Source organism: Enterococcus phoeniculicola ATCC BAA-412, from assembly GCF_000407505.1.
Lineage (GTDB): Bacteria > Bacillota > Bacilli > Lactobacillales > Enterococcaceae > Enterococcus_K > Enterococcus_K phoeniculicola.
The window spans coordinates 732566-753418 of the sequence record NZ_ASWE01000002.1 but is presented as its reverse complement, the minus strand read 5'-3'; the positions used below and the strand labels follow the sequence as shown (position 1 = coordinate 753418).

General features: G+C 35.5%; 19 protein-coding genes. 17 read left to right on the top strand and 2 right to left on the bottom strand.

The window, feature by feature from the left end; genetic code table 11:
- The first annotated feature begins 11 nt into the window (after nt 1-11).
- From I589_RS10260 to murC, 11 genes are all read left to right on the top strand, one after another.
- Nucleotides 12-1355, top strand: coding sequence for a PFL family protein (locus I589_RS10260; protein ID WP_010767507.1), 1344 nt, complete (start codon nt 12-14; stop codon nt 1353-1355).
- 10 nt (nt 1356-1365) lie between these two features.
- Nucleotides 1366-1980 carry an HAD-IA family hydrolase gene (locus tag I589_RS10255; protein WP_010767508.1) on the top strand — a complete coding sequence of 205 codons (615 nt, stop codon included), beginning with the start codon at nt 1366-1368 and terminating at the stop codon, nt 1978-1980.
- Nucleotides 1981-2222: 242 nt separating this feature from the next.
- Nucleotides 2223-2612, top strand: a complete 390-nt coding sequence (locus tag I589_RS10250; protein WP_010767509.1) for a DUF1149 family protein — start codon at nt 2223-2225, stop codon at nt 2610-2612.
- 372 nt (nt 2613-2984) lie between these two features.
- The gene (locus I589_RS10245; RefSeq protein ID WP_010767510.1) at nt 2985-4376 is read left to right on the top strand and encodes an L-cystine transporter; all 1392 of its coding nucleotides are present in this window, start codon (nt 2985-2987) and stop codon (nt 4374-4376) included.
- 140 nt (nt 4377-4516) lie between these two features.
- Nucleotides 4517-4888, top strand: coding sequence for a VOC family protein (locus tag I589_RS10240; RefSeq protein ID WP_010767511.1), 372 nt, complete (start codon nt 4517-4519; stop codon nt 4886-4888).
- 242 nt (nt 4889-5130) lie between these two features.
- Nucleotides 5131-6084, top strand: coding sequence for an oxygen-dependent tRNA uridine(34) hydroxylase TrhO (gene trhO, locus I589_RS10235; protein WP_010767512.1), 954 nt, complete (start codon nt 5131-5133; stop codon nt 6082-6084).
- Between the two features lie 291 nt (nt 6085-6375).
- On the top strand, nt 6376-7110 hold the full coding sequence (locus I589_RS10230) for a metallophosphoesterase (RefSeq protein ID WP_010767513.1): 735 nt from the start codon (nt 6376-6378) through the stop codon (nt 7108-7110).
- Nucleotides 7111-7303: 193 nt separating this feature from the next.
- Nucleotides 7304-9490 (top strand): Tex family protein, encoded by a 2187-nt coding sequence (locus I589_RS10225; RefSeq protein WP_010767514.1) that lies wholly within the window; start codon nt 7304-7306, stop codon nt 9488-9490.
- A complete protein-coding gene (locus I589_RS10220) occupies nt 9487-9954 on the top strand; it encodes a SprT family protein (protein ID WP_010767515.1) in 468 nt (155 codons plus the stop codon). Before I589_RS10225 ends, I589_RS10220 begins: the two co-directional genes overlap by 4 nt.
- A gap of 94 nt (nt 9955-10048) precedes the next feature.
- Nucleotides 10049-10795 carry a YdcF family protein gene (locus I589_RS10215; RefSeq protein WP_010767516.1) on the top strand — a complete coding sequence of 249 codons (747 nt, stop codon included), beginning with the start codon at nt 10049-10051 and terminating at the stop codon, nt 10793-10795.
- A gap of 182 nt (nt 10796-10977) precedes the next feature.
- Nucleotides 10978-12312 (top strand): UDP-N-acetylmuramate--L-alanine ligase, encoded by a 1335-nt coding sequence (murC, locus tag I589_RS10210; RefSeq protein ID WP_010767517.1) that lies wholly within the window; start codon nt 10978-10980, stop codon nt 12310-12312.
- 104 nt (nt 12313-12416) lie between these two features.
- Here murC and I589_RS10205 read toward each other — a convergent pair whose 3' ends face one another.
- Complete coding sequence (locus I589_RS10205) at nt 12417-13457, bottom strand: AI-2E family transporter (protein WP_010767518.1); 1041 nt, start codon at nt 13455-13457, stop codon at nt 12417-12419.
- A 363-nt stretch (nt 13458-13820) separates the two neighbouring features.
- Between I589_RS10205 and I589_RS10200 the strand changes: the two genes are divergently transcribed.
- Both I589_RS10200 and I589_RS10195 read left to right on the top strand, forming a co-directional pair.
- Nucleotides 13821-14303, top strand: a complete 483-nt coding sequence (locus tag I589_RS10200; RefSeq protein ID WP_034685123.1) for a MaoC family dehydratase — start codon at nt 13821-13823, stop codon at nt 14301-14303.
- Nucleotides 14296-14976, top strand: coding sequence for a Bax inhibitor-1/YccA family protein (locus I589_RS10195; RefSeq protein ID WP_010767520.1), 681 nt, complete (start codon nt 14296-14298; stop codon nt 14974-14976). Before I589_RS10200 ends, I589_RS10195 begins: the two co-directional genes overlap by 8 nt.
- Nucleotides 14977-15064: 88 nt before the next feature.
- Here I589_RS10195 and I589_RS10190 read toward each other — a convergent pair whose 3' ends face one another.
- The gene (locus I589_RS10190; protein WP_010767521.1) at nt 15065-16582 is read right to left on the bottom strand and encodes a helix-turn-helix domain-containing protein; all 1518 of its coding nucleotides are present in this window, start codon (nt 16580-16582) and stop codon (nt 15065-15067) included.
- Nucleotides 16583-17065: 483 nt separating this feature from the next.
- Here I589_RS10190 and I589_RS10185 point away from each other — a divergent pair, with 483 nt between their 5' ends.
- Genes I589_RS10185 through I589_RS10170 form a run of 4 tightly spaced genes read left to right on the top strand, consistent with a single transcriptional unit; the run spans nt 17066 to nt 20831 of the window.
- Nucleotides 17066-17761 carry a WxL domain-containing protein gene (locus tag I589_RS10185; RefSeq protein ID WP_010767522.1) on the top strand — a complete coding sequence of 232 codons (696 nt, stop codon included), beginning with the start codon at nt 17066-17068 and terminating at the stop codon, nt 17759-17761.
- Nucleotides 17762-17780: 19 nt separating this feature from the next.
- Entirely contained in the window at nt 17781-18851 is a 1071-nt protein-coding gene (locus tag I589_RS10180; RefSeq protein ID WP_010767523.1) for a WxLIP family cell surface protein, read from the top strand.
- A 19-nt stretch (nt 18852-18870) separates the two neighbouring features.
- Nucleotides 18871-19209 (top strand): EF2685/EF0750 family sortase-dependent surface protein, encoded by a 339-nt coding sequence (locus I589_RS10175; RefSeq protein WP_010767524.1) that lies wholly within the window; start codon nt 18871-18873, stop codon nt 19207-19209.
- Nucleotides 19197-20831 carry a hypothetical protein gene (locus tag I589_RS10170; RefSeq protein ID WP_010767525.1) on the top strand — a complete coding sequence of 545 codons (1635 nt, stop codon included), beginning with the start codon at nt 19197-19199 and terminating at the stop codon, nt 20829-20831. Before I589_RS10175 ends, I589_RS10170 begins: the two co-directional genes overlap by 13 nt.
- The last annotated feature ends 22 nt before the right edge of the window (nt 20832-20853 follow it).

Here is a 20853-nt window from a genome sequence, read left to right as displayed (position 1 = left end):
GAGGGAAAATCATGGAAACCAATCAAATCTTAGAAACCATTCGAATGATTGAAGAAGAGCATCTGGACATTCGAACAATTACGATGGGTATTTCACTTTTAGACTGTATTGACAGTAATAGCGAAGTCGCTTGTCAAAAAATTTATGACAAAATTACACGTTTAGCAAAAAATTTAGTTACCGTCGGGGAACAAATTGAAGCGGAATATGGGATTCCTATTATTAATAAACGAATCTCAGTAACGCCTATTTCTCTAATAGCTGCAGCAAGTGGAGAAACAGATTATGTCATGTATGCAAAAACTTTGGATAAGGCTGCACAAACTGTAGGAGTCAACTTTATTGGCGGATTTAGTGCATTAGTGGAGAAGGGCTATCAGCACGGTGATGAAATTCTGATTAATTCTATTCCCCGTGCATTAGCTGAAACAAATTTCGTTTGTTCATCAGTGAATATCGGTTCCACTCGTTCAGGAATTAATATGGATGCAGTCGGACATATGGGGAAAATAATTAAAGAAACTGCAGAACATTCAGACATGGGCTGTGCAAAGCTCGTCGTTTTTGCAAATGCAGTGGAAGATAATCCTTTCATGGCTGGTGCTTTTCACGGCGTAGGAGAAGCAGATTGCGTGATTAATGTGGGAGTGAGTGGACCAGGTGTGGTCAAGCGTGCCTTAGAAAAAGTAAAGGGCGAACCTTTTGATGTTGTCTCAGAGGTAGTGAAGCAGACTGCTTTTAAAATTACGCGAATGGGACAAATGGTTGGTAGAATTGCCTCTGAACGATTAAATGTCCCTTTTGGAATTGTTGACTTATCATTGGCACCTACGCCGGCAGTAGGAGACAGTGTTGCCTATATTTTAGAAGAAATGGGACTAGAATCTGTTGGTACACATGGAACAACTGCCGCGCTCGCTTTGTTAAATGATGCGGTAAAAAAAGGCGGAGTCATGGCATGTAATCACGTAGGCGGATTATCTGGTGCCTTTATCCCAGTCTCCGAAGATGCAGGAATGATTGAAGCTGTGAACAACGGCGCACTAAACTTAGAAAAATTAGAAGCGATGACTGCGATTTGTTCTGTTGGACTAGATATGATTGCAATCCCAGGTGAAACCCCCGCCGAAACCATTGCAGCAATGATTGCTGATGAAGCAGCTATTGGCGTGATTAACCATAAAACAACTGCAGTGAGAATTATTCCAGCTAAAGACACAAAGGTAGGAGATATGATAGAATTTGGAGGGCTCCTTGGTCGTGCACCTGTAATGAAGGTCAACGACTATGGATCTAAAGAATTTATTTTACGAGGAGGTCGGATACCCGCACCTATACACTCGTTTAAAAATTAGGGGGCATTTTGTGTTAAAGGCATTTATTTGGGATTTTGACGGAACGCTGTATGATACTTATCCGGTAATGGTGGATGCAGTGGAACGTACCTTATCAGGGTATGGAATTACAGCTGATAAGAAAATGATTTATAGAGTCATGAAACAACGTTCAACAAAAGAATTAAGAGAAACCTACTCTCTTACCGACGAACAATTTTCACCAAAATTTCATTCCTATGAAGATTCGGATAGCCGTACTTCTCCACCTTTTAAAGAGGCCAAGGAAGTATTGGAAGCTATCGTGAAATCTGGTGGAAAAAATTATATTCTTACCCATCGAAGAACAAACTCTACATGGGCACTATTGAAACAAGATAACTTGGATACGTTTATCGAAGAAGTGGTAGGTTTAGATATGGATTTCCCGAGAAAACCTAATCCAACTTCATTGAATTATTTAATAAACAAACATCAGCTGAAACATGAAGAAACCCTTATGATCGGTGATCGTAAATTGGATATTGATGCGGGAAGCAATGCAAGAGTTGCTACGTGTCTGTTTGACATTGACCACTTTTTAGGCGAGATAGATTCCACCTATGTAGTGCATAATTTGCGGGATATTTTGCCATTAATTAAATAACTAAACAATTTGTCTATAGAATAAACTGTAGAAAACGTCCTTTTACGGATACTGTCTACAGTTTTTTTAGGTCGAGACTACTTGATGCGCCAAAAAGTCCGAGAATAATTCTTTTCTGTTAGCCTTATTAAGCTTGTTTGAGAAGAAAACTCTTAATTTATTTTTATAGATGAAAATACGCGAAAAAGTAATTGTTTCTAAAATAATTGTGCTATAATTTTTTAAGAAGGAGTGTGATTTTTGTGGAATTAAAACGACACAAAGAAATAGTCGAAGCTTTTCACTATGACAAACGAGAGCCTGAGGTAGAAGCTGAAACAGAATTAAAGGTTGGATTTGCCCCTTTAACAACGAGTGATCCTGAGTATCCAAAGGAAAACAGTATCATTGGTGTACGGTTAGAATTTAAAATTGTCTTTGAAGAATTTATTATTTCTGGTTCGGTTAGCCAGGTTAATCATTTTGTGAACCAAAAGATTGATAAACAAGAAGACTTAACACAAGAAGAAGTTGATGAACTAGTGAGTCCGCTATTTGATATCGTAAAACGAATGACCTATGAGGTGACCGAAATTGCTTTAGACCAGCCGGGTGTGGAGCTGAATTTCCAATCACAGAAAAATGCGGAATAAGTTGTTTTCACTAAAAAATTGAATAAGCGATTGAGAGAGGTTTAAAATAGTAGCGTTCGTTCTAACTTCTCATGATTCTAAGAGTCTGAAACACAGCGAAAGTAGCTGTATTTCAGACTTTTTTGTGTTGTTCTTCTAGGCAAAGATAAGCGGAAAGTTTTTGTGATAGTTTAAAACTATCACACTGGATAGATTCATATAATAGAGGTAGGCAAAAAGTTCCCCTATTTTACTTATTTAAAGTAAAATAGGGGAGTCATAAAGAATTCAAATGTGAATTTTTTAAGTGAACTGTTGAAGAATGGTCACTGAGGAACCTTTACTTCCTATGATGGACTTGTCATTCATAAAAATTTTAAAGGAGGAAATGAAATGACAACACTCATCACTGTTTTAGTGGTTCTGATTTTTGCGGTACTTGTTTACGGCTTTTATCAGCTACAAAAGCGTCATGCAAAATTCTCAACTCGAGTATTTTCTGCATTAGGCGTAGGTATTATTTTTGGATTATTAATCCAACTGATTTTAGGGGCACAAAGTAAGACCACTGTGCAAGCAATGGACTGGATTAGCGTCGTAGGAAATGGCTATGTTGCCTTCTTACAAATGTTAATTATGCCACTTGTTTTTGTTTCTATCGTAGGTGCCTTTACTAAAATGAAGGTTTCAGAAAAATTAGGAAAGATTAGTGCCTCTGTATTAGCAACCTTATTAGGCACAACGGCAGTTGCTGCTTTAATTGGTATAGGAACCACTTTATTGTTTGGTTTACAAGGAGCAAAATTCACTGAAGGTTCAGCTGAAACTGCACGTATTGCTGAATTAGCCACTCGACAAGAAACCGTAGAAAACTTATCCATTCCACAACAAATACTTTCATTTATTCCAAGAAATGTATTTGCTGATTTTGCTGGAACACGTGCAACAAGTACAATTGGTGTCGTAATTTTTGCAGCATTCGTTGGTGTAGCTTATTTAGGAATAAAAAGAAAAACACCAAAAGAAGCAGAATTTTTTGCAAATTTGATTGATAGCTTGTATAAACTTACAATGAGAATCGTGACGTTAGTCTTACGTTTAACTCCATACGGTGTTTTAGCCCTAATGACCAATGTTATGGCAACTAGTGATTTTGCAGCAATTGTCAACTTAGGGAAATTTGTTCTTGCTTCATATGTAGCATTAATTCTTGTACTTGTGGTTCATTCACTTGTTCTTGTCTCTGTAAAAGTTAGTCCTATCACGTATTTCAAAAAAGCTTTCCCTGTATTAAGTTTTGCATTTACCTCACGTTCAAGTGCGGGTGCATTACCTTTAAATATTGAAACACAAACAAAGGCATTAGGAGTAGATGAAGCAACAGCAAACTTTGCTGGAAGCTTTGGCTTATCAATTGGTCAAAACGGTTGTGCTGGTGTTTATCCTGCAATGTTAGCAACGATTGTCGCACCAACTGTCGGTATTAATGTGTTCAGTTTGGAATTCATTCTAATGCTTGTTGCAGTTGTAACGATTAGTTCATTTGGTGTGGCTGGAGTTGGCGGTGGCGCAACATTTGCTTCATTAATTGTTTTAGGTTCAATGAATCTGCCTGTTGCCATTGTTGGACTTGTTATTTCAGTTGAACCTTTAATTGATATGGCTAGAACAGCTGTAAATGTTAGCGATAGTATGCTAGCAGGTGTAGTAACAAGTAGCCACATTAAAGAGCTTGATCGAGATACGCTCAATGACAGTACAAAGCTTATTGATGTACAAGCATAATAATTTATAAAGAAACATGCAACTCTCTATTGACAAGGTCTAACCAGCCTTGTCTTTTTTTGTAAAGCAATTTCTAGCATAAGTGCTTATCTTTTGGTACACTGAGCAAGAAACGGATTATTTAATTTAGGAGTGAGACGATGTTTACTAATCAAATAAAAATTATGCTATATGTTGATAATGTAGAGGAATCTGCCGCTTTTTGGCAATCAGTAGGCTTTCATGAATTTGAAAGACAAGAGATGGATGGCACGCTAATTGTAGAAATTGGCCTATCTGCGACAGCTGAAAGTCGTTTAGTTTTATATGATCGAACCTTTATTGAGAAGCATTCTCCTGAGGTTGCTTTGAATTCTCCATCGATTATGTTTTCTAGTGACGATATTGTGTCTTTGTATAAAAAGATGCAGGAACTGGGAGTTACGTTGGGAGATTTAGTGAAACTTGGAGAAGAAATGGTTTTTAATTTTGCAGATAATGATGGGAATTACTTTGCTGTTTCAGGAAAATAATGATTCAAATATACTATTTCACAAGTAAAAAAAGGCGGATTTTTCCTCTTCAATGATTTTGAAGAGGAGGAATCGGCTTTTTTCTTATGAAATGCAGAGTTAATGAGAGAATCCTATAACTATTTATCTTACCAAATAAAAAAATAGCTCTTTTTTGTTCTTTTTTACACAAGCTAATACATAGTCTTCTTCTTTATTTTTTCATATACTATTAGAGATATTGATTGAAAGGAAGAAAAAATATGGATTATCGCGTACTGCTTTACTATAACTATACAACTATCGAGGACCCAGAAGCATTTGCAAAAGAGCATCTACGTTTTTGTAAAAGCTTAGATTTAAAGGGAAGAATCCTTGTCGCAAACGAAGGAATTAATGGGACACTATCTGGGACTATTGAAGATACAGAAAAATATATGGATGCTATGTTAAATGATCCTCGTTTTAAAGATACATATTTTAAAATGGACGACAGTGAAGGACACGCATTCAAAAAAATGTTCGTACGTCCAAGACCAGAGCTTGTTTCATTAAAACTAGAAGATGATATTGATCCTCATGAATTAACTGGAAAATATTTAGAGCCAGAAGCCTTCAAAGAGGCACTTCTTGCTGACGATACGGTGGTCATTGATGCAAGAAACGACTATGAATTTGATTTAGGGCATTTTAGAGGAGCTATTCGACCAGACATCAGAAGTTTCCGTGAACTCCCTCAATGGATTCGTGACAATAAAGAACAGTTCATGGATAAAAAAGTGGTTACTTATTGTACAGGTGGTATCCGCTGTGAGAAATTCTCTGGCTGGCTTGTTCGAGAAGGCTTTAAAGATGTTGCACAACTTCATGGAGGCATCACAGCTTATGGCAAAGATGAAGCTGTACGTGGTGAGCTTTGGGATGGAAAAATGTATGTGTTTGATGAACGAATTAGTGTTGAAATTAATTCTGTAGATAAACAAATCGTAGGGCGTGACTGGTTCGATGGAACACCCTGTGAACGTTATGTAAACTGTGCAAATCCAGAATGTAATCGACAAATTCTCTGTTCAGAAGAAAATGAAGCAATTCATTTAGGTGGCTGTTCGTATGAATGTAGTGCGCATCCGCATAATCGTTATACTGAAAAACATGGTATTTCAGAAGAAGAAAAAGCTCTTCGTTTAGAAGCTTTGAAAGTGAACGAAGCGGTATAAAAATAAAGGAAACTAGAATTCAACGACGTTTTTGTTTTTATATCATCACCCGTTTATAAAAAATGAGAGTGGGGCATCACCATCTATGTCCCATCCTTGGAAAATATTAATAAAGGTTGGGAAAAGGAGGAACATACCTGCTTGATTCTAGGAGTTAAACGCTTCTGTTTTCTGACCTAGTTAACCTATTTTAAGAGTCTGACGGATCACTCATTATGAGAGAGAGTTGAGGCTCTTTTTTTCTTGCTATTTTTTTAGCATTTGACGTATAGTAAAGTAGGAGGGGATAAGATGAAACCCTATGTTTATGCAATTAGTGATATTCACGGAGAGTATGAGTTATTCAAGCAAGTAATTTCTTATTTTGATCCTACGCTTCATCAGCTCGTTTTAATGGGTGACTTAAACGATCGAGGAGCACATACAAAAGAATCTTTTTTATTGGGAATGAAGCTAGTAAAAGAATTTGATGCCATCTATTTGAGGGGAAACCATGAAGAGTACTTCCTCGAATTTTTAGTCTCACCGGAAGACTGGTATCCTATGTATCTTAGAAATGGCGGGAAAGAAACGATTGAGAGTCTCCTGCACAAAGGAGCAACAGAGGAATACTCGCCTACCGAAATCTCAATGATGATACGAAGCCGTTATAAAGAATTGGTAGACTTTCTTGTCGAACGTCCTTTATATTATGAGTGGCAGCAATATGTATTCGTTCATGCTGGTGTCGATTTATCTAAAAAAGACTGGCATGAAACGAGTCCGCGTGATTTTTTATGGATTCGAGAGCCGTTTCACCAAGGAAAAAATAAGACAGGAAAAACGATTGTTTTCGGCCATACAATCACACCTATGCTTCATGGGGATATGCAAACTACCGATTTATGGCTTTCTGATAACAAAATAGGAATAGATGGCGGTGCGGTATTTGGCGGGTCTGTGCATGGTGTCATTTTTGATGAGAATGGGATTGTACAAGATATTGAATACCAAAATTTAAACGGCCCATGGCAGCCAGATAGATAAGAAGAGAGCAGGAAGTAACTATCCTAGTTATGAATCCGGCTCTTTTTGTCTTGCAGTCGTTTGCAGCAACAACCCAAAAACATAGACAACAAAAAATGGAAAGTCTCTTTCAGTCATGTGATATTCCATATGCCAATCAATGAAAACTTATGGTAGAATAAACAAGTATGTATTGTAGAAGTGAGGGAAAAAAATGGCAGAAAATTTAAATCAGGAAATTATTCAACTCGTTCAAAAAGAGTTGTCAGAATTTCGTCCAAAACAATTAACTACCGTATTAACTTTATTGAGTGAAGGAAATACGGTTCCTTTTATCGCTCGTTATCGAAAAGAAATGACAGATAGCTTAGATGAAGTTCAAATTCGACAAATCGAAGAACGATATGCGTATTTAGAAAACTTGGAAAAACGAAAACAAGAAGTCGTTCGTTTAATTGATGAACAGGAAAAATTGACACCTGAGTTAGAAGCATCTATAAAAAAAGCAACAAAGATGCAGCAAGTGGAAGATTTGTATCGTCCATACAAGCAAAAACGTCGGACAAAAGCAACGATTGCGAAAGAAAACGGCATCGAACCTTTTGCATTGTGGTTGTTAACCTTCCCTAAAGAAGCAGACGTCTATGGCGAAGCCAAACACTATATTAATGAAGAAAAAGAAGTGAACACAGCTGAAGAAGTTCTTCAAGGAGCCCACGAAATTATTGCTGAACAAGTTAGTGATGAAGCAAAATTCCGTACATGGATTCGTTCATTTACTTTTAATAAAGGAATGTACAGTAGTACGGTAAAAGAGAAGCAAAAAGATGAAAAAGAAGTTTATGAAATGTATTATGAATTCTCTGAACCAATCCATAAAATGGTTTCTCATCGAATTCTTGCAACAAATCGTGGAGAAAAAGAGGATATTTTAAAGGTCTCATTAGTAGTGGAAGAAGAGAAAATTTTTACTTACTTAGAAAGACAGCTAATTAAAAATAGTGAATCACCCGCTGTTCCTTTTGTTCGTGAAGCTTACCAAGATAGCTATAAACGATTTATTGGCCCAGCGATCGAGCGAGAAATTCGAAATGAGTTAACGGAGAAAGCAGATGAACAAGCGATTGCTATTTTTGGTGAAAATTTGCGTAATTTATTACTCCAATCACCATTAAAAGGAAAAGTTGTTTTAGGCTTTGACCCTGCCTACCGGACTGGATGTAAGTTAGCAGTGGTGGATGAAACAGGAAAAGTTTTAGCAATCGAAGTTATTTACCCGCATAAACCAGCATCTGCAGAAAAACGTGCAGCAGCAGCCCCCGCGTTTCGTAAACTAATTGAAACGTATAAAGTGGAAATGGTGGCCATTGGAAATGGAACGGCTAGTCGTGAATCTGAATTATTTGTTTCTGAACAATTAAAACAGACAGCACAAGAAGCCTTCTATGTGATTGTTAACGAGGCGGGTGCTTCGGTTTATTCTGCAAGTGATATTGCACGTACGGAATTTCCCCATCTTCAAGTAGAGGAAAGAAGTGCTGTAAGTATTGCACGTCGTTTGCAGGATCCGTTGGCTGAGCTTGTAAAAATTGATCCTAAAGCTGTTGGCGTTGGACAATATCAACATGACGTATCTCAAAAACGTTTAGCAGAACAATTGGATTTTGTGGTAGAAACAGCAGTAAACCAAGTTGGAGTGAATGCAAACACGGCAAGTCCTCAATTACTACAGCATATTTCAGGATTAAACAAAACAACTGCACAAAATATTGTAACCTATCGTGAAGAAAATGGTGCTTTTACGGCAAGAAATCAATTAAAGAAAGTTCCACGATTAGGACCGAAAGCTTATGAACAAGCCATTGGTTTTTTACGAATCCCAGATGGAAAAAATATATTAGATAATACAGGGATTCACCCTGAAAGCTATCCAATCGCAAAAGAAGTACTTAGTCTAGCAAATCTTAAGGAAAAAGAATTAGGTGAAGACTCTTCAAAGGAAAGCTTGCTGCGTTTAGATACACAAGCCGTTGCAGATCAATTAGCCGTTGGAAAAGAAACCTTATCTGATATTATTTCCGGCTTGGTACAACCAGGTAGGGATATGCGTGATGAAATGGCTGCTCCGCTATTAAGAAAAGATGTTCTTTCAATGGAAGATTTAAAACCAGGAATGGAGCTAGAAGGAACTGTCCGAAATGTGATTGATTTTGGGGCATTTGTCGATATTGGCGTAAAACAAGACGGTTTAGTTCATATCTCAAAACTAAGCAAAACGTTTGTTAAACACCCGACTGATGTTGTTGCTGTTGGAGATGTCGTAACCGTATGGGTAGAACAAGTTGATACGAATAAAGGAAGAATCAGCTTAACGATGCTATCTCCTTATCAAGAAAAATGACCAATCAAGAATTACAGCTACTTGTAGAAAAGGTTTCTCTTAATTTTTTTAAGAAGCCTTTTTTACATAAAGCTTCATTTAACCGAAGATTGAAAACCACTGGCGGACGTTACCATTTAGAAGGACATGGACTTGATTTTAATCCACGTATCTGGGAATTATATGGCGAAGAAGAATTAATTGCTGTCATTAAACACGAGCTGTGCCACTACCATCTGCATTTGGAAGGAAAAGGCTATCAGCATAAAGACGCTGCGTTCAAAAAACTTTTAAAAGACACTGGTGGTTCTCGTTATGCTCCGCCATTAGTTGATGTTCTTTACCAAGTCTATGAATGTCAAAACTGCGGGGCACAAATAAAACGCAGAAAAAAATTGAATACACAACGATTTGGCTGTGGCAGATGTAGAGGAAAATTAAAGTGGCTAAACGAACAAATGTTTTCTGTCCATGAGTTAAAATAAATCAAATTTTTTTAAAAAACTCTTTTCTATGAAACTTAGATAGCTTTTTTGTATAAATAGTTTTGTTTCCACTAGTGCAAAAGGAGGGAACGGAGTGAATACGATTGAAAAATGGAATGTGTTGTTAACATTCCTAGCAGAGAAGGAAGAAAAGAATCTGTCCGCTGACGTTTTAATTCTTGCAGGAAATTGCCTGCCGTATCTTACAAATTATGCAGGGACCCTTCTTGTTGAAGGGCATATCAAACAGATAGTGTTATCTGGCGGAGTAGGACATGCTACAGAAAAGCTGAGAAATAATTATGAAAAACTCGGCTATAAGTTTTCTAAAAAACTCAGTGAAGCGCAAATGAATGCGAACTATTTGTCATCAAAATTTTCAATAAATGACACGCAGCTTATTCTTGAAACGCATTCGACAAATTCCGGGGAAAATGCTCGCTTTTCTCTTGCTTCTTTTGGGAAGGCCGTGCCAGAAGAAGTCTTATTAATGAATGATCCTATTTTGCAACGACGTACACGGGCAACTTTTGAAAAAGAATGGGCGCATACTGAAACAAAATTTGAGAATTATGTTCCTTTCATCCCCAAACTTATCGAATTTTCCAGCAGACCGATTTTTCAACAAAGTGAATTAGAAATCAGCTGGTCAACAGCCTATTTTAAATCCTTGGTTTTGGGTGAGCTTCAGCGAATGCAGGATAACGAATGGGGATATGGAACAAAAGGGCTGAATTTTATGAAAGATATTCCTTTGCCAGCGAATGTTCAAAAAGCATTTGAAGAACTACTTATACAAGAAGATGAGTCTCTATCCGTGAGAAGAGAGTCTCTTTTATAAGTTCTTTTACCCCTTGAACACATGAATTTTTCGGTTCAGATTGTTTGTATTCTACGTAAGAACAAATAAGTCGGATATTTATGATTGAAATTTTTTCCATTTTATAAGATAATGATGAGCGTGTAATAATATATGATTTTTAATAAACGTATGTTTTATAGAATAAGAGAAGAGGATTTTTAATGGGAAATCAAGACAAGTTGTATCATTTTGTAGGTATTAAAGGTTCGGGTATGAGCTCACTTGCACTTGTATTATTCGAAAAAGGGTATCATGTACAAGGCTCTGATGTTGAAGAATACTTTTTTACACAAAGAGATTTAGAAAAAGCCAACGTTACTATTTTGCCATTTGATGCAAAGAACATTAAAGAAGGTATGGTGATTATTGCCGGAAATGCCTTTCCAGATACACATGAAGAAATTGTTCGTGCCAATGAACTTGGCTTAGATGTGATTCGCTACCATGATTTTATTGGACAATTTATTCAACCCTATACAAGTATTGCTGTCACAGGCTCACACGGAAAAACAAGCACAACTGGTTTATTATCCCATGTGTTAAGTGGTATTCGCCCAACAAGCTATCTAATTGGAGATGGTACAGGACATGGTGATCCGAATGCAGAATTTTTCTCATTTGAAGCATGTGAATATCGTCGCCATTTCTTAGCCTATTCACCTGACTATGCAATTATGACAAATATTGACTTTGACCATCCTGATTATTATGAAAGTATCGATGATGTTTTTTCTGCATTTCAGACGATGGCTAATCAAGTAAAGAAAGGAATCTTTGCCTTTGGTGATGATCCTTATCTGCGAAAACTTCAAGCTAATGTTCCAATTTATTATTATGGCGTCAATGAAAATGATGATATTCAAGCTCGTAATATTGAAAGAACGACGCAAGGCTCTGCGTTTGATGTCTATCATGGAGACGATTTTGTGGGTCATTTTGTCTTACCGGCATATGGGCAACATAACATCATGAACGCTCTAGGCGTGATTGCAGTTGCTTACTTTGAAAAATTAGAAATGACTGAAGTAGCCAAGGAAATGCTCAGCTTCCCTGGTGTAAAACGCCGCTTTACAGAAAAGAAAGTAGCTGATATGACCGTTGTTGACGATTATGCACACCATCCTGCTGAAATTAAAGCAACGATTGATGGCGCTCGTCAGAAATATCCAGACAAAGAAATCATTGCGGTTTTCCAACCCCATACCTTTACACGTACAATTGCCTTAATGGATGAATTTGCTGAAGCGCTGGATTTAGCAGATCAAGTCTACCTATGTGATATTTTCGGGTCCGCTCGGGAAGTAAAAGGTGATGTGAAGATTGAAGACCTTGGTGAAAAAATTCAAAAAGGCGGTCAAGTCATAAAGGAAGATAACGTATCACCTTTATTAAACTATGAAAATGCCGTAATGATTTTTATGGGGGCTGGCGATGTACAAAAATTTGAACAAGCCTATGAAAAATTATTAAGTAACACAACAAGAAACGTGCTATAAAATTAAGACGTAAAAAAGGAATCCCTAGGTGAGTTTACTTGGAGATTCCTTTTAATTTCTACGAATCAGAGAAAAACGAGAGCATTGTTACGAGCTCATACTTATTAAGATTCAGTTTTTTTAGGGAGTTTCTTTACACGCGAAATTGATTTAACTTTCAACAAATCTAAAATAAACACAAATACAGGAACACCCATAACGAGACCCCAAACGCCGAAATAATGTTCGCTAAATAATAGGATAACGAATGTATAGAAAATAGGAAGTTCTGTTTTACTAGACATTAATTTGGGATTTAATAAGTAAGATTCAATTAGATGTATCACAATAACTATGATTACAATCATAATCACATCGTGAATGCCTCCTTGAGAATAGGCGATAAACGAGAGTGGAATTAGAGAAATAATGACTCCAGCCACTGGAATCAGACTTAGTATAAAGACCATGATTGCCAAACTTGGCAGTTGTGTGAATCCCAAGAAAAATAAGGAAAGTGTAGTTAAAAATGTATTAACCAGCGCAATGATAAATTGAGCCTCAATCACAACACCGAATGTATCTGCAAATTTTCTCATAAAATAATGAACATCTTGGAAGAACCACGATAACTCACCCTTTAAAAATAATCTTGAAAACTGAACAGTTCTTTGTTCCTCGATGAGGAAAAAGAAGCTGAGAATAAATGACATAACTACAGCAAAGGCAATTTTCCCAAAATTTTGTACATAAGATAAAATGAGTGTAGCACCATTTTGTAAATTATCTAAAATATCAAACTGCTGCATTGAGTTATGAATAAACCGGAAAAAGCTGTCTGCATTTTTGGGTTCTTGTTCATAGAAATCAACAAGAGAAGTTACCATCTGCACCGATTGATTGACTAAGACTGGAACATATCTTGTTAAAGCAAAGTAAACTGCTGCTAAAATGAAACTATAGATAAGGGTCGTAAGTATTACTGGTGGAATTTTTATATATTTTTTGATTTTTTGTTCAAACTTGTAACCTAAAAAAGTAAAGATAAACGTAAGAAAAATCATAGTTATCATGTGACGTACCAGATAAAGAGCTGCTAAAACAAGGAATAAAACAACAATTCTTCTTAATTTAACATTCTCAATAAATTTATTATAAAAAGCCATATTGCCGTCCTTTCTGTGTATTCACAATAAATAACTTCCTACCTGTTAAATCTAACTCCTATGAGGTTTTGACTATTATTTATTGGAACTTTCAATTACTATTTCATAAAACTATTCACCATTAAAAATTATAACATAGATTGCAGCCCTTGCTAATGGACATTTCGCCGAACTTAGTTAATAATTTAGGACTAAGTGACGAATTTTCAAGAATCTATTTTCATCGTACATGACAATAAAGTACGAAAAAGAATCTCTCAGTGAATCTTAAATTTTCTTGATTATCCAGTTTCTAAACTTGCCTTTTCATTGGTTTTTGGTACAATTATCTTTGAAGAGGTTTAAAAAATGGAGGGTTCTAATTTGAACATAGGCAAGCCGAGAAAAATTGGCAAATCAATTGATGAGATAGAGGAAGGCGATTCGTTATCTTTAACTGAGTCAATTGAAGATAATCAGCTGCTTTTATATTTGGGTTTAACTAATGATGCTAACCCGTTATATATTCAGCATGATTATGCAAGAGAAACAGAATATAAACAACCCATTGTTCCATCTGTGATGCTCATGGGGATTATTACAAGTGCTATATCTAAACATCTACCGGGACCAGGTTCCCATGTAGTAAATTTTTCAGTGAACTTCATTGAACCAATTTATCATTACGAAACACTAACCTTTCAATTTGAGGTTATTAAGGTGGACAAGATGAAAGATGTGGTCACAATTTCTGTTGAAGCGCAAAATACAGAGGATCATCGTGTATTAGATGCAGTTGTTATGGTTCAGCCACCTGCTATTAGCGAGGCTGATTTTAACGAAACGAAGGAGGATTTATATGAATAATCAAGAAGTAAGAGCACAAGGACTTAATAAGTTTTACTCTAAAATATATGCATTTTTAGCAATGGGTGTGGGAATTAGTGCAATCGTATCTTATCTTTCACTAACCGTTTTTAATTATCAAGTAGCAAGCTTTATCAATAATTTTCCACTCGGATTTGTGGGCTTGTGGATTGTAGAAATTGCGTTGGTGTTTGTATTGGGAATGAAAGCTCAGAAGAATCCAAGTCTGGCAATTGGCGGATTTATCGCTTATTCTCTGATTAACGGATTAACGCTCGCTGTTACCTTGTCTATGTATACGAAAGGAACAGTAACTGCAGCTTTTGTTACATCAGCTGCTATGTTCGTTGGAATGTCTGCGATTGGTATGTTTACAAAAAAAGATTTGAGTGGTATTGGTCGTGCAGGATACAGCGCATTAATCGGAATCATCTTAGCAATCTTACTAAACACATTTATTTTACACAGTAGTCCGGTTGATTTCTTCATTTCTATTCTGATGGTCATCATCTTCTCAGGGATTACTGCGTATGATAATCAAAATATTAGAAATATCTACTTTCAAACAAACGGCACAGCAAATAACGGAGTAGCAGTCTTTATGGCGTTACAACTTTATCTTGATTTTATTAACTTGTTCCTTGCATTTTTAAGAATTTTTGGTCGTGACTAAATCAAATATTACTTCTTTCAAGTAAAAAGACTCTAAGACATCACACAGTGTGATTAGTCTTAGAGTCTTTTTGTATAACTATAAATTATTAATTGTTATTAATCTTTAGTCGGTGATAGTTAATAAATTCGTTCAAATTCTGCCACAGCTTATTATCATGTAAATTATCTAAATAAAAATAGTTTCTCTCTTTGTAACGATTTTCGAAAAAATCCGAAATGATAATATCAGCCTGATCGATGTCAGAGGCGATATGAATGTTTTCTCGACCATAGGTATTGTATAGTTGTGTCTGAATGTAGCTTTGACCAAACATATTTTTTGAAAATTGAATATATACTGCTAATGAAGGAGCTTTTATTTCAGAAAGAAGTGTATGAATCAGTCCATAGGCCAAATGTAAATGAACGTCTGATAGACGTATTTCCTCTGGTAAAGGATTTTCCTTTAAAAAGGTATCAAAAAAAATTTTCGCTTCAATAAAAATAACAGATTCCGTTACTTTAGCATCTACATTTATATGAAATAATTGTTGAAACGTTGCTGGTTTAAATTGAACGTAAAATGTATTAACAAAATACAAAGAAAATGTATAAAGTAAGCGATTTTTGATTAATTGAGGAAATTCTATAGTATATTTTTCGGAAAAAACAGACAAAAAAGAATCCACTAATAGTTTACAATAATGAATTACTTCATTTTCAAGTGAAGTAAGATATTCTCCAATCATATATTGCACATTTTCTGAATCATTGGCGGAACCAAAAATTCGACAAATAAAATTAAAGTATAGCTGTTCCTCTTCAATTGAAGCTTCGTCTCGTTTGTTTTCAGTAGACTGTTTTCGACACAGTGGCAAAGAACAATCATTTGTTTTTTGAAAAATCATTAAAATTTCTTTGAACTCTTTTGATAGTTGAAGATCTTTTTCATCATCATTTGCTTCAAGTGTCGAGACTGCTAATGAGTAAAGGTACTTTTCTTCTTTAGAAGAAGAGAGTGAAGAAAACTCTTTTAGTTCACTCTCCCTAAAATACGCGTAAAGTTCGTCAGGAGTTGTGTGTGTGAAGGGCCATTCGACGCCTTGATAGGTTGACCAAAAAAAATAAATACGAAAGAGCTGGATATCTTTTTTACTTCCAGACATATAAACTCTATCTGATTGTTTAGAATAATGTATCTTGATACCAAGAGGGACAATAAACGAATTAGTTTCTAAAAGCAGCTTATAAATATAGGTATAGCTTACATACAATTTGTCTACTAATTCTGATAAGTGGGTCACCGTGCCTAATAAAATATCTCGAATCAATTGAAAATAAATACTTTTTGAATAATATAGAAACTGAATTTTCTTTATTACGTAATATTCATTAAAAGGAGTTGGATTTTTTATGGCATAGCTAGTATCTATATCTTGAATAGATAAATTTACGAATTCCTTATATTCATGTAAATCATTATTAATTGATTCTATATATCTTTTTAGCGTAGACATTGAAATATTACAGTAAAAGGCTAATTCTTTCTTTGTTACATGACCTTTTTCCTCGATTAAATAACGTAGTGCAGTAAGTTTTCCTAAGTCTCGTTTTGTTAACATCATTTTATCATCCCCTAAATTAGAAATTAAAAATAGCATGTTTATTTTAGGAAAACTAGCAGACTAGAATCATTTCTTTTGAGTAATCAAGTCTCCATTTTTATCGAAAATAACAAAAAAAAACAGATACTTTATTCTAGCATCACAGATTTTTTCGTTTTTACATTAAAAACTACAGATATATATATTAAAATTATATAAATATTCTTAGGTAATGAATTGATATTTCCTCATAAAAAAAATAAGAAAAATCTATAATCTAGTATTGTTTCTTGCTAATATAAGGCATGCGTCAGTGTTCTTTGTTCAATGACCTCACAAAATGAGTACATGAGAAAGGGACTCTTTCTTTAATTTTAAGGCTGACTTTCTTTATTGCACTTATTATTCGTAATTAGTTATTTTCTTTTGTTCTATTTTTGAGACAATCATCTGATTGTTTTAATAAATTATAGAAAAATTTTTTTAAACTTTGGAGGAATTAAGATGAAGCAAGCAATGAAAAAAAACAGAGTAGGATTTTTACTGATGAGTAGTGTACTGTTATCAACTGCATTTAGCGCTACTGTACAGGCAACTGATGTAGGCTCTGTAGAAACTGATGTCAATGCGACATTCACTCCGGGGACATCTGTAGTACCTCCGGTGGATCCTACAGATCCTACAAAACCCGAGGTAGATCCTGGAAACCCTGGTACTGGGAATCAAGGTCCTTTAGCAGTCATTTATGCTACAAATCTGCTTGATTTTGGCTCACATGAAGTACCAGCGATGGATGCTACATTTACTTCGGCTGATGGGAATAGTAATGTATGGAATGGTTTTGAGTCTGTTCAGATTTCTGATGCTCGTGGAGGAGCGCTTGGCTGGAAGCTAAGTGTCAAAGCTGACCCATTAAAAACGGTTAGTAATGGTGATGAATTAAAAGGTGCAGAACTCGAAATCGGTGCTTCAACTGTTTCAACAAATGTTGCCGGAGCTAATCCAGCATCAGCATCAGCAGTTAAGGATGCATTTGTTGGCGGTGTAGCAGTGACAGCACCAGGCGGAGATGGGGCAGGGATTACAGTCGCTAACTTCAACCCGGCAGATATAAAATTACATGTAAAAGGTGGGACTGCTTTGGCAGAAGCGTATACCACTAAACTTGTTTGGACATTAAACGATTCACCAACTCGTTAATAAGAAAAGGATAATATATATGGATAGTTGCAAGTACCCAGTGAGACAAAATAAAAAAATTTTGCTTCTAACCGGATTGCTTATTCTATTGTTTGGAAGCTCAGTACTAGCTTTTGGTGAGTCAGAACAAGAAGAGGGAATGGTAGGCTACAGTGTGGCTGCCACCATTCCCGAGAATCAAATTCACGAAGAAAATACATTTTTTGATTTAAAAATGGAGCCTAAACAAACACAACAGATTAAAGCGACGGTATTCAATTCAACAGATCAAGACATAGTTGTTGAGACAGCGATACACACAGCCTATACAAGTGCCACAGGACAAATCGAGTATGGAAAAGATATAAACAAATTCGATGCATCACTGAAATATCGCTTAAAAGATTTACTAAAATTAGATGGAGAAAAGAGGATTACTGTACCAGCTGGAGGAAAAAAAGAAATTTCCGCTACTCTTACTATGCCAAAAGAATATTTTCAGGGAGTACTGTTAGGTAGTTGGTATTTTTCGCGTGTTGACAACTTGCCAAAAGAAACACATAAAAAGAAAGGGATGACAATCACAAGTCAATACTCTTATGCTATTGGAATCAAGCTAACAGAAGACCATGAAGTAGTTCCTGATTTAAAACTCCTTGATGTTGAAGCTGGAATGTTAAATTACCATAAAGGTGTTTTTGCAAAAATCCAAAATTACAAGGCAGTGATTGTTCCAAATCTTTCTATTGAAGGGATTATTACGAGAGAAGATGAAGACGGGATTGTAAAACAAGCCAAGTTGGAAAATCTTCAAATGGCACCTAATTCAAACTTTGATTTTCCCATTCTATATGATAAACAAAAGTTAGAATCAGGCGATTATCATCTGAGGATTAAGGCAAAGAGCGAAAGTTATTCTTGGGTATTAGATCAGGATTTTTCAATCAGTGCAAAGAAGGCAAAAAAATATAATATAGAATCATTAGATGATACATCTGGTAAAAAAATGATAAATATTGCACTAATATTTGGGATTGCCGGTGTCATTCTAACAATTCTTATTGTATTGTTAATTGTTTTAATTTATAAACGTGTAAAGAGACGTCGGTAAAAGACAGGAGCTGATATCTATGAAAATAATTGCTCGATATTTATTATTAATAACGTGTCTCACTTTATTTTTCTTTGTTGGGGAATCAGCAAAAGCTTCAGGATTACAGTCTGATATTAGTCTCTCTTTTACGCCAAACACCCATATTACTGATTCTCAAAATAACTTAACAAATGAGTCTAACAAAGAAATTCCTGATGAAAATACGATTATTGTTAATCAAAAACAAAAAAGGCTACCTAAAACAGGAAGTAGTAAAGAATTTATACTCATTGAAATTGGGCTATTAATAATTTTACTTATAGGATACTATTATTATCGAAAAAACAGAGGTAGGTGGAGAAAATGGAAAAGTTAACTACATTCAAACTTTATAAAAATAAACTACTATTTGTTGTTAGCTTGTTTTTTATCTTATTCTTACTACTGACCATTACCTCTTTCACTAATGCAGACGAAACTAGAGAGTCAATATCGGTAAACAATTATTTAGATAGTACTTCTATTGATGATACTAATCTGATGGTTACAAACTCGCTTGATAAAGCAGCAATGGAACCTATCTCAGGATTAACTTATGGTTCAGATGTTTATGATTTTTGGAAGCCATTTTGGGAGGACAAAAATGGAAATGGCGCAGATGTTCCAGAGATTATTACAGCAAATAATACTTATAAAGGAAGAATTACTAAACAGACAACCGATATATACATTAAAGGAGCAGTTGGAAGCGTTAGGGATGCTGCAGGAAGTTATTTTGATCAGAAAAGTTCACAGTTTTATATTGAAGAAGGAGGAGGAACAAAATCTCCTTCTAAAGTAAAATATGTCGATTTTACAATGAGTAATCAAGATTTTTCTAAAGTATCTGGAAGCTCGGTTACTTTGATGTGGCAGACAAAAGCCTATGGATATGCTCGATTAATGAATATTCCTTTTTTTGTTTCCAAAACACCTGATATGGAAGTTCCAACGAATCTTTCCAAAACACTAAGTGGTACCGGGGAGCCGCTATTTAACTTTACAATTACTGTTTCAAGAAATGGACAAGATATTGAGCTTGCAAAAGGAACCTTCGATGCTAATGGAGAATTCAAAAAAATCCCTATAAAAACAGGTCTTCCACTAAAAGAAAAAGAAATCTTAACGATTGAAAGCTATGATCCTTATAATTTAGAAATAAAGTCTTCTACGGTAGAAGTGATACACGAAGCACTACCCACCTCGCCAACTATTAAAGGACCTTTATTTCCAACCGCTTTAACCTCTAGCAAAACGATAAATGGAATGGGGACATTTCCAGGGGATGAGGTGTCCTATAAAATTTATAACAGCAATGGTACCTCTATAGATGAACAGGGATCGACCGTCATTCAGTCAGACAAACGATGGTCAGTAGATTTAGGGAAAGACTTATTACCATTTCAGAAGGTAGAAGTAGCAGAATTAGATCCTTATGATAACGCTGTGACAGGGATTGTTTCAACCATCGTTGCAGATAAGCCTGCACCAATGCTTAAATTTATTTCTGTGAAACCATTAGAATTTGAGACAAAAAGTTTGGATGATACAGAACCAGACGGTTATCTACTTAGTTCTCGGGTCAAAGATTGGGGACTCTCTATTTTAGATTCCAGGAATGGAGGAGTCGGTGGAAACTGGTCCGTTATGGTTGAATTAAAAGACTCTAAACTTGTCAGTACCTTAGATCCTTCACATACCCTTTTTACACCTTTAGTTTTAAAATTCGATACCTATGATGTACCTATTCAATCAAGATTAGCAGTTCTATCAAGTTCTAACTCAACTCCAACAGGTTCAATTACTGAGAGTGTGAAAGGTCAAAAATTCTTTACCTATGATTTATCATTTAAAAGCGAGGATGTAGGAATGTACCTAAAAACATCTGTTGACAAAGTTTATCCTGAAAACTATTCTGGAGTCTTGGAATATACCTTAACAGACTTACCTTCTAGGTAGATGTATAAACACAAAAAGCTCA

Excerpts from the sequence above, each read along its gene's own strand:
- I589_RS10230 (WP_010767513.1), top strand. The coding sequence starts at position 6,376 with ATGAAACCCTATGTTTATGCAATTAGTGATATTCACGGAGAGTATGAG.
- I589_RS10245 (WP_010767510.1), top strand. The coding sequence starts at position 2,985 with ATGACAACACTCATCACTGTTTTAGTGGTTCTGATTTTTGCGGTACTT.
- trhO (WP_010767512.1), top strand. The coding sequence starts at position 5,131 with ATGGATTATCGCGTACTGCTTTACTATAACTATACAACTATCGAGGAC.
- I589_RS10240 (WP_010767511.1), top strand. The coding sequence starts at position 4,517 with ATGTTTACTAATCAAATAAAAATTATGCTATATGTTGATAATGTAGAG.
- murC (WP_010767517.1), top strand. The coding sequence starts at position 10,978 with ATGGGAAATCAAGACAAGTTGTATCATTTTGTAGGTATTAAAGGTTCG.
- I589_RS10195 (WP_010767520.1), top strand. The coding sequence starts at position 14,296 with ATGAATAATCAAGAAGTAAGAGCACAAGGACTTAATAAGTTTTACTCT.
- I589_RS10175 (WP_010767524.1), top strand. The coding sequence starts at position 18,871 with ATGAAAATAATTGCTCGATATTTATTATTAATAACGTGTCTCACTTTA.
- I589_RS10170 (WP_010767525.1), top strand. The coding sequence starts at position 19,197 with ATGGAAAAGTTAACTACATTCAAACTTTATAAAAATAAACTACTATTT.
- I589_RS10185 (WP_010767522.1), top strand. The coding sequence starts at position 17,066 with ATGAAGCAAGCAATGAAAAAAAACAGAGTAGGATTTTTACTGATGAGT.
- I589_RS10190 (WP_010767521.1), bottom strand. The coding sequence starts at position 16,582 with ATGATGTTAACAAAACGAGACTTAGGAAAACTTACTGCACTACGTTAT.
- I589_RS10225 (WP_010767514.1), top strand. The coding sequence starts at position 7,304 with ATGGCAGAAAATTTAAATCAGGAAATTATTCAACTCGTTCAAAAAGAG.
- I589_RS10220 (WP_010767515.1), top strand. The coding sequence starts at position 9,487 with ATGACCAATCAAGAATTACAGCTACTTGTAGAAAAGGTTTCTCTTAAT.
- I589_RS10205 (WP_010767518.1), bottom strand. The coding sequence starts at position 13,457 with ATGGCTTTTTATAATAAATTTATTGAGAATGTTAAATTAAGAAGAATT.
- I589_RS10180 (WP_010767523.1), top strand. The coding sequence starts at position 17,781 with ATGGATAGTTGCAAGTACCCAGTGAGACAAAATAAAAAAATTTTGCTT.
- I589_RS10260 (WP_010767507.1), top strand. The coding sequence starts at position 12 with ATGGAAACCAATCAAATCTTAGAAACCATTCGAATGATTGAAGAAGAG.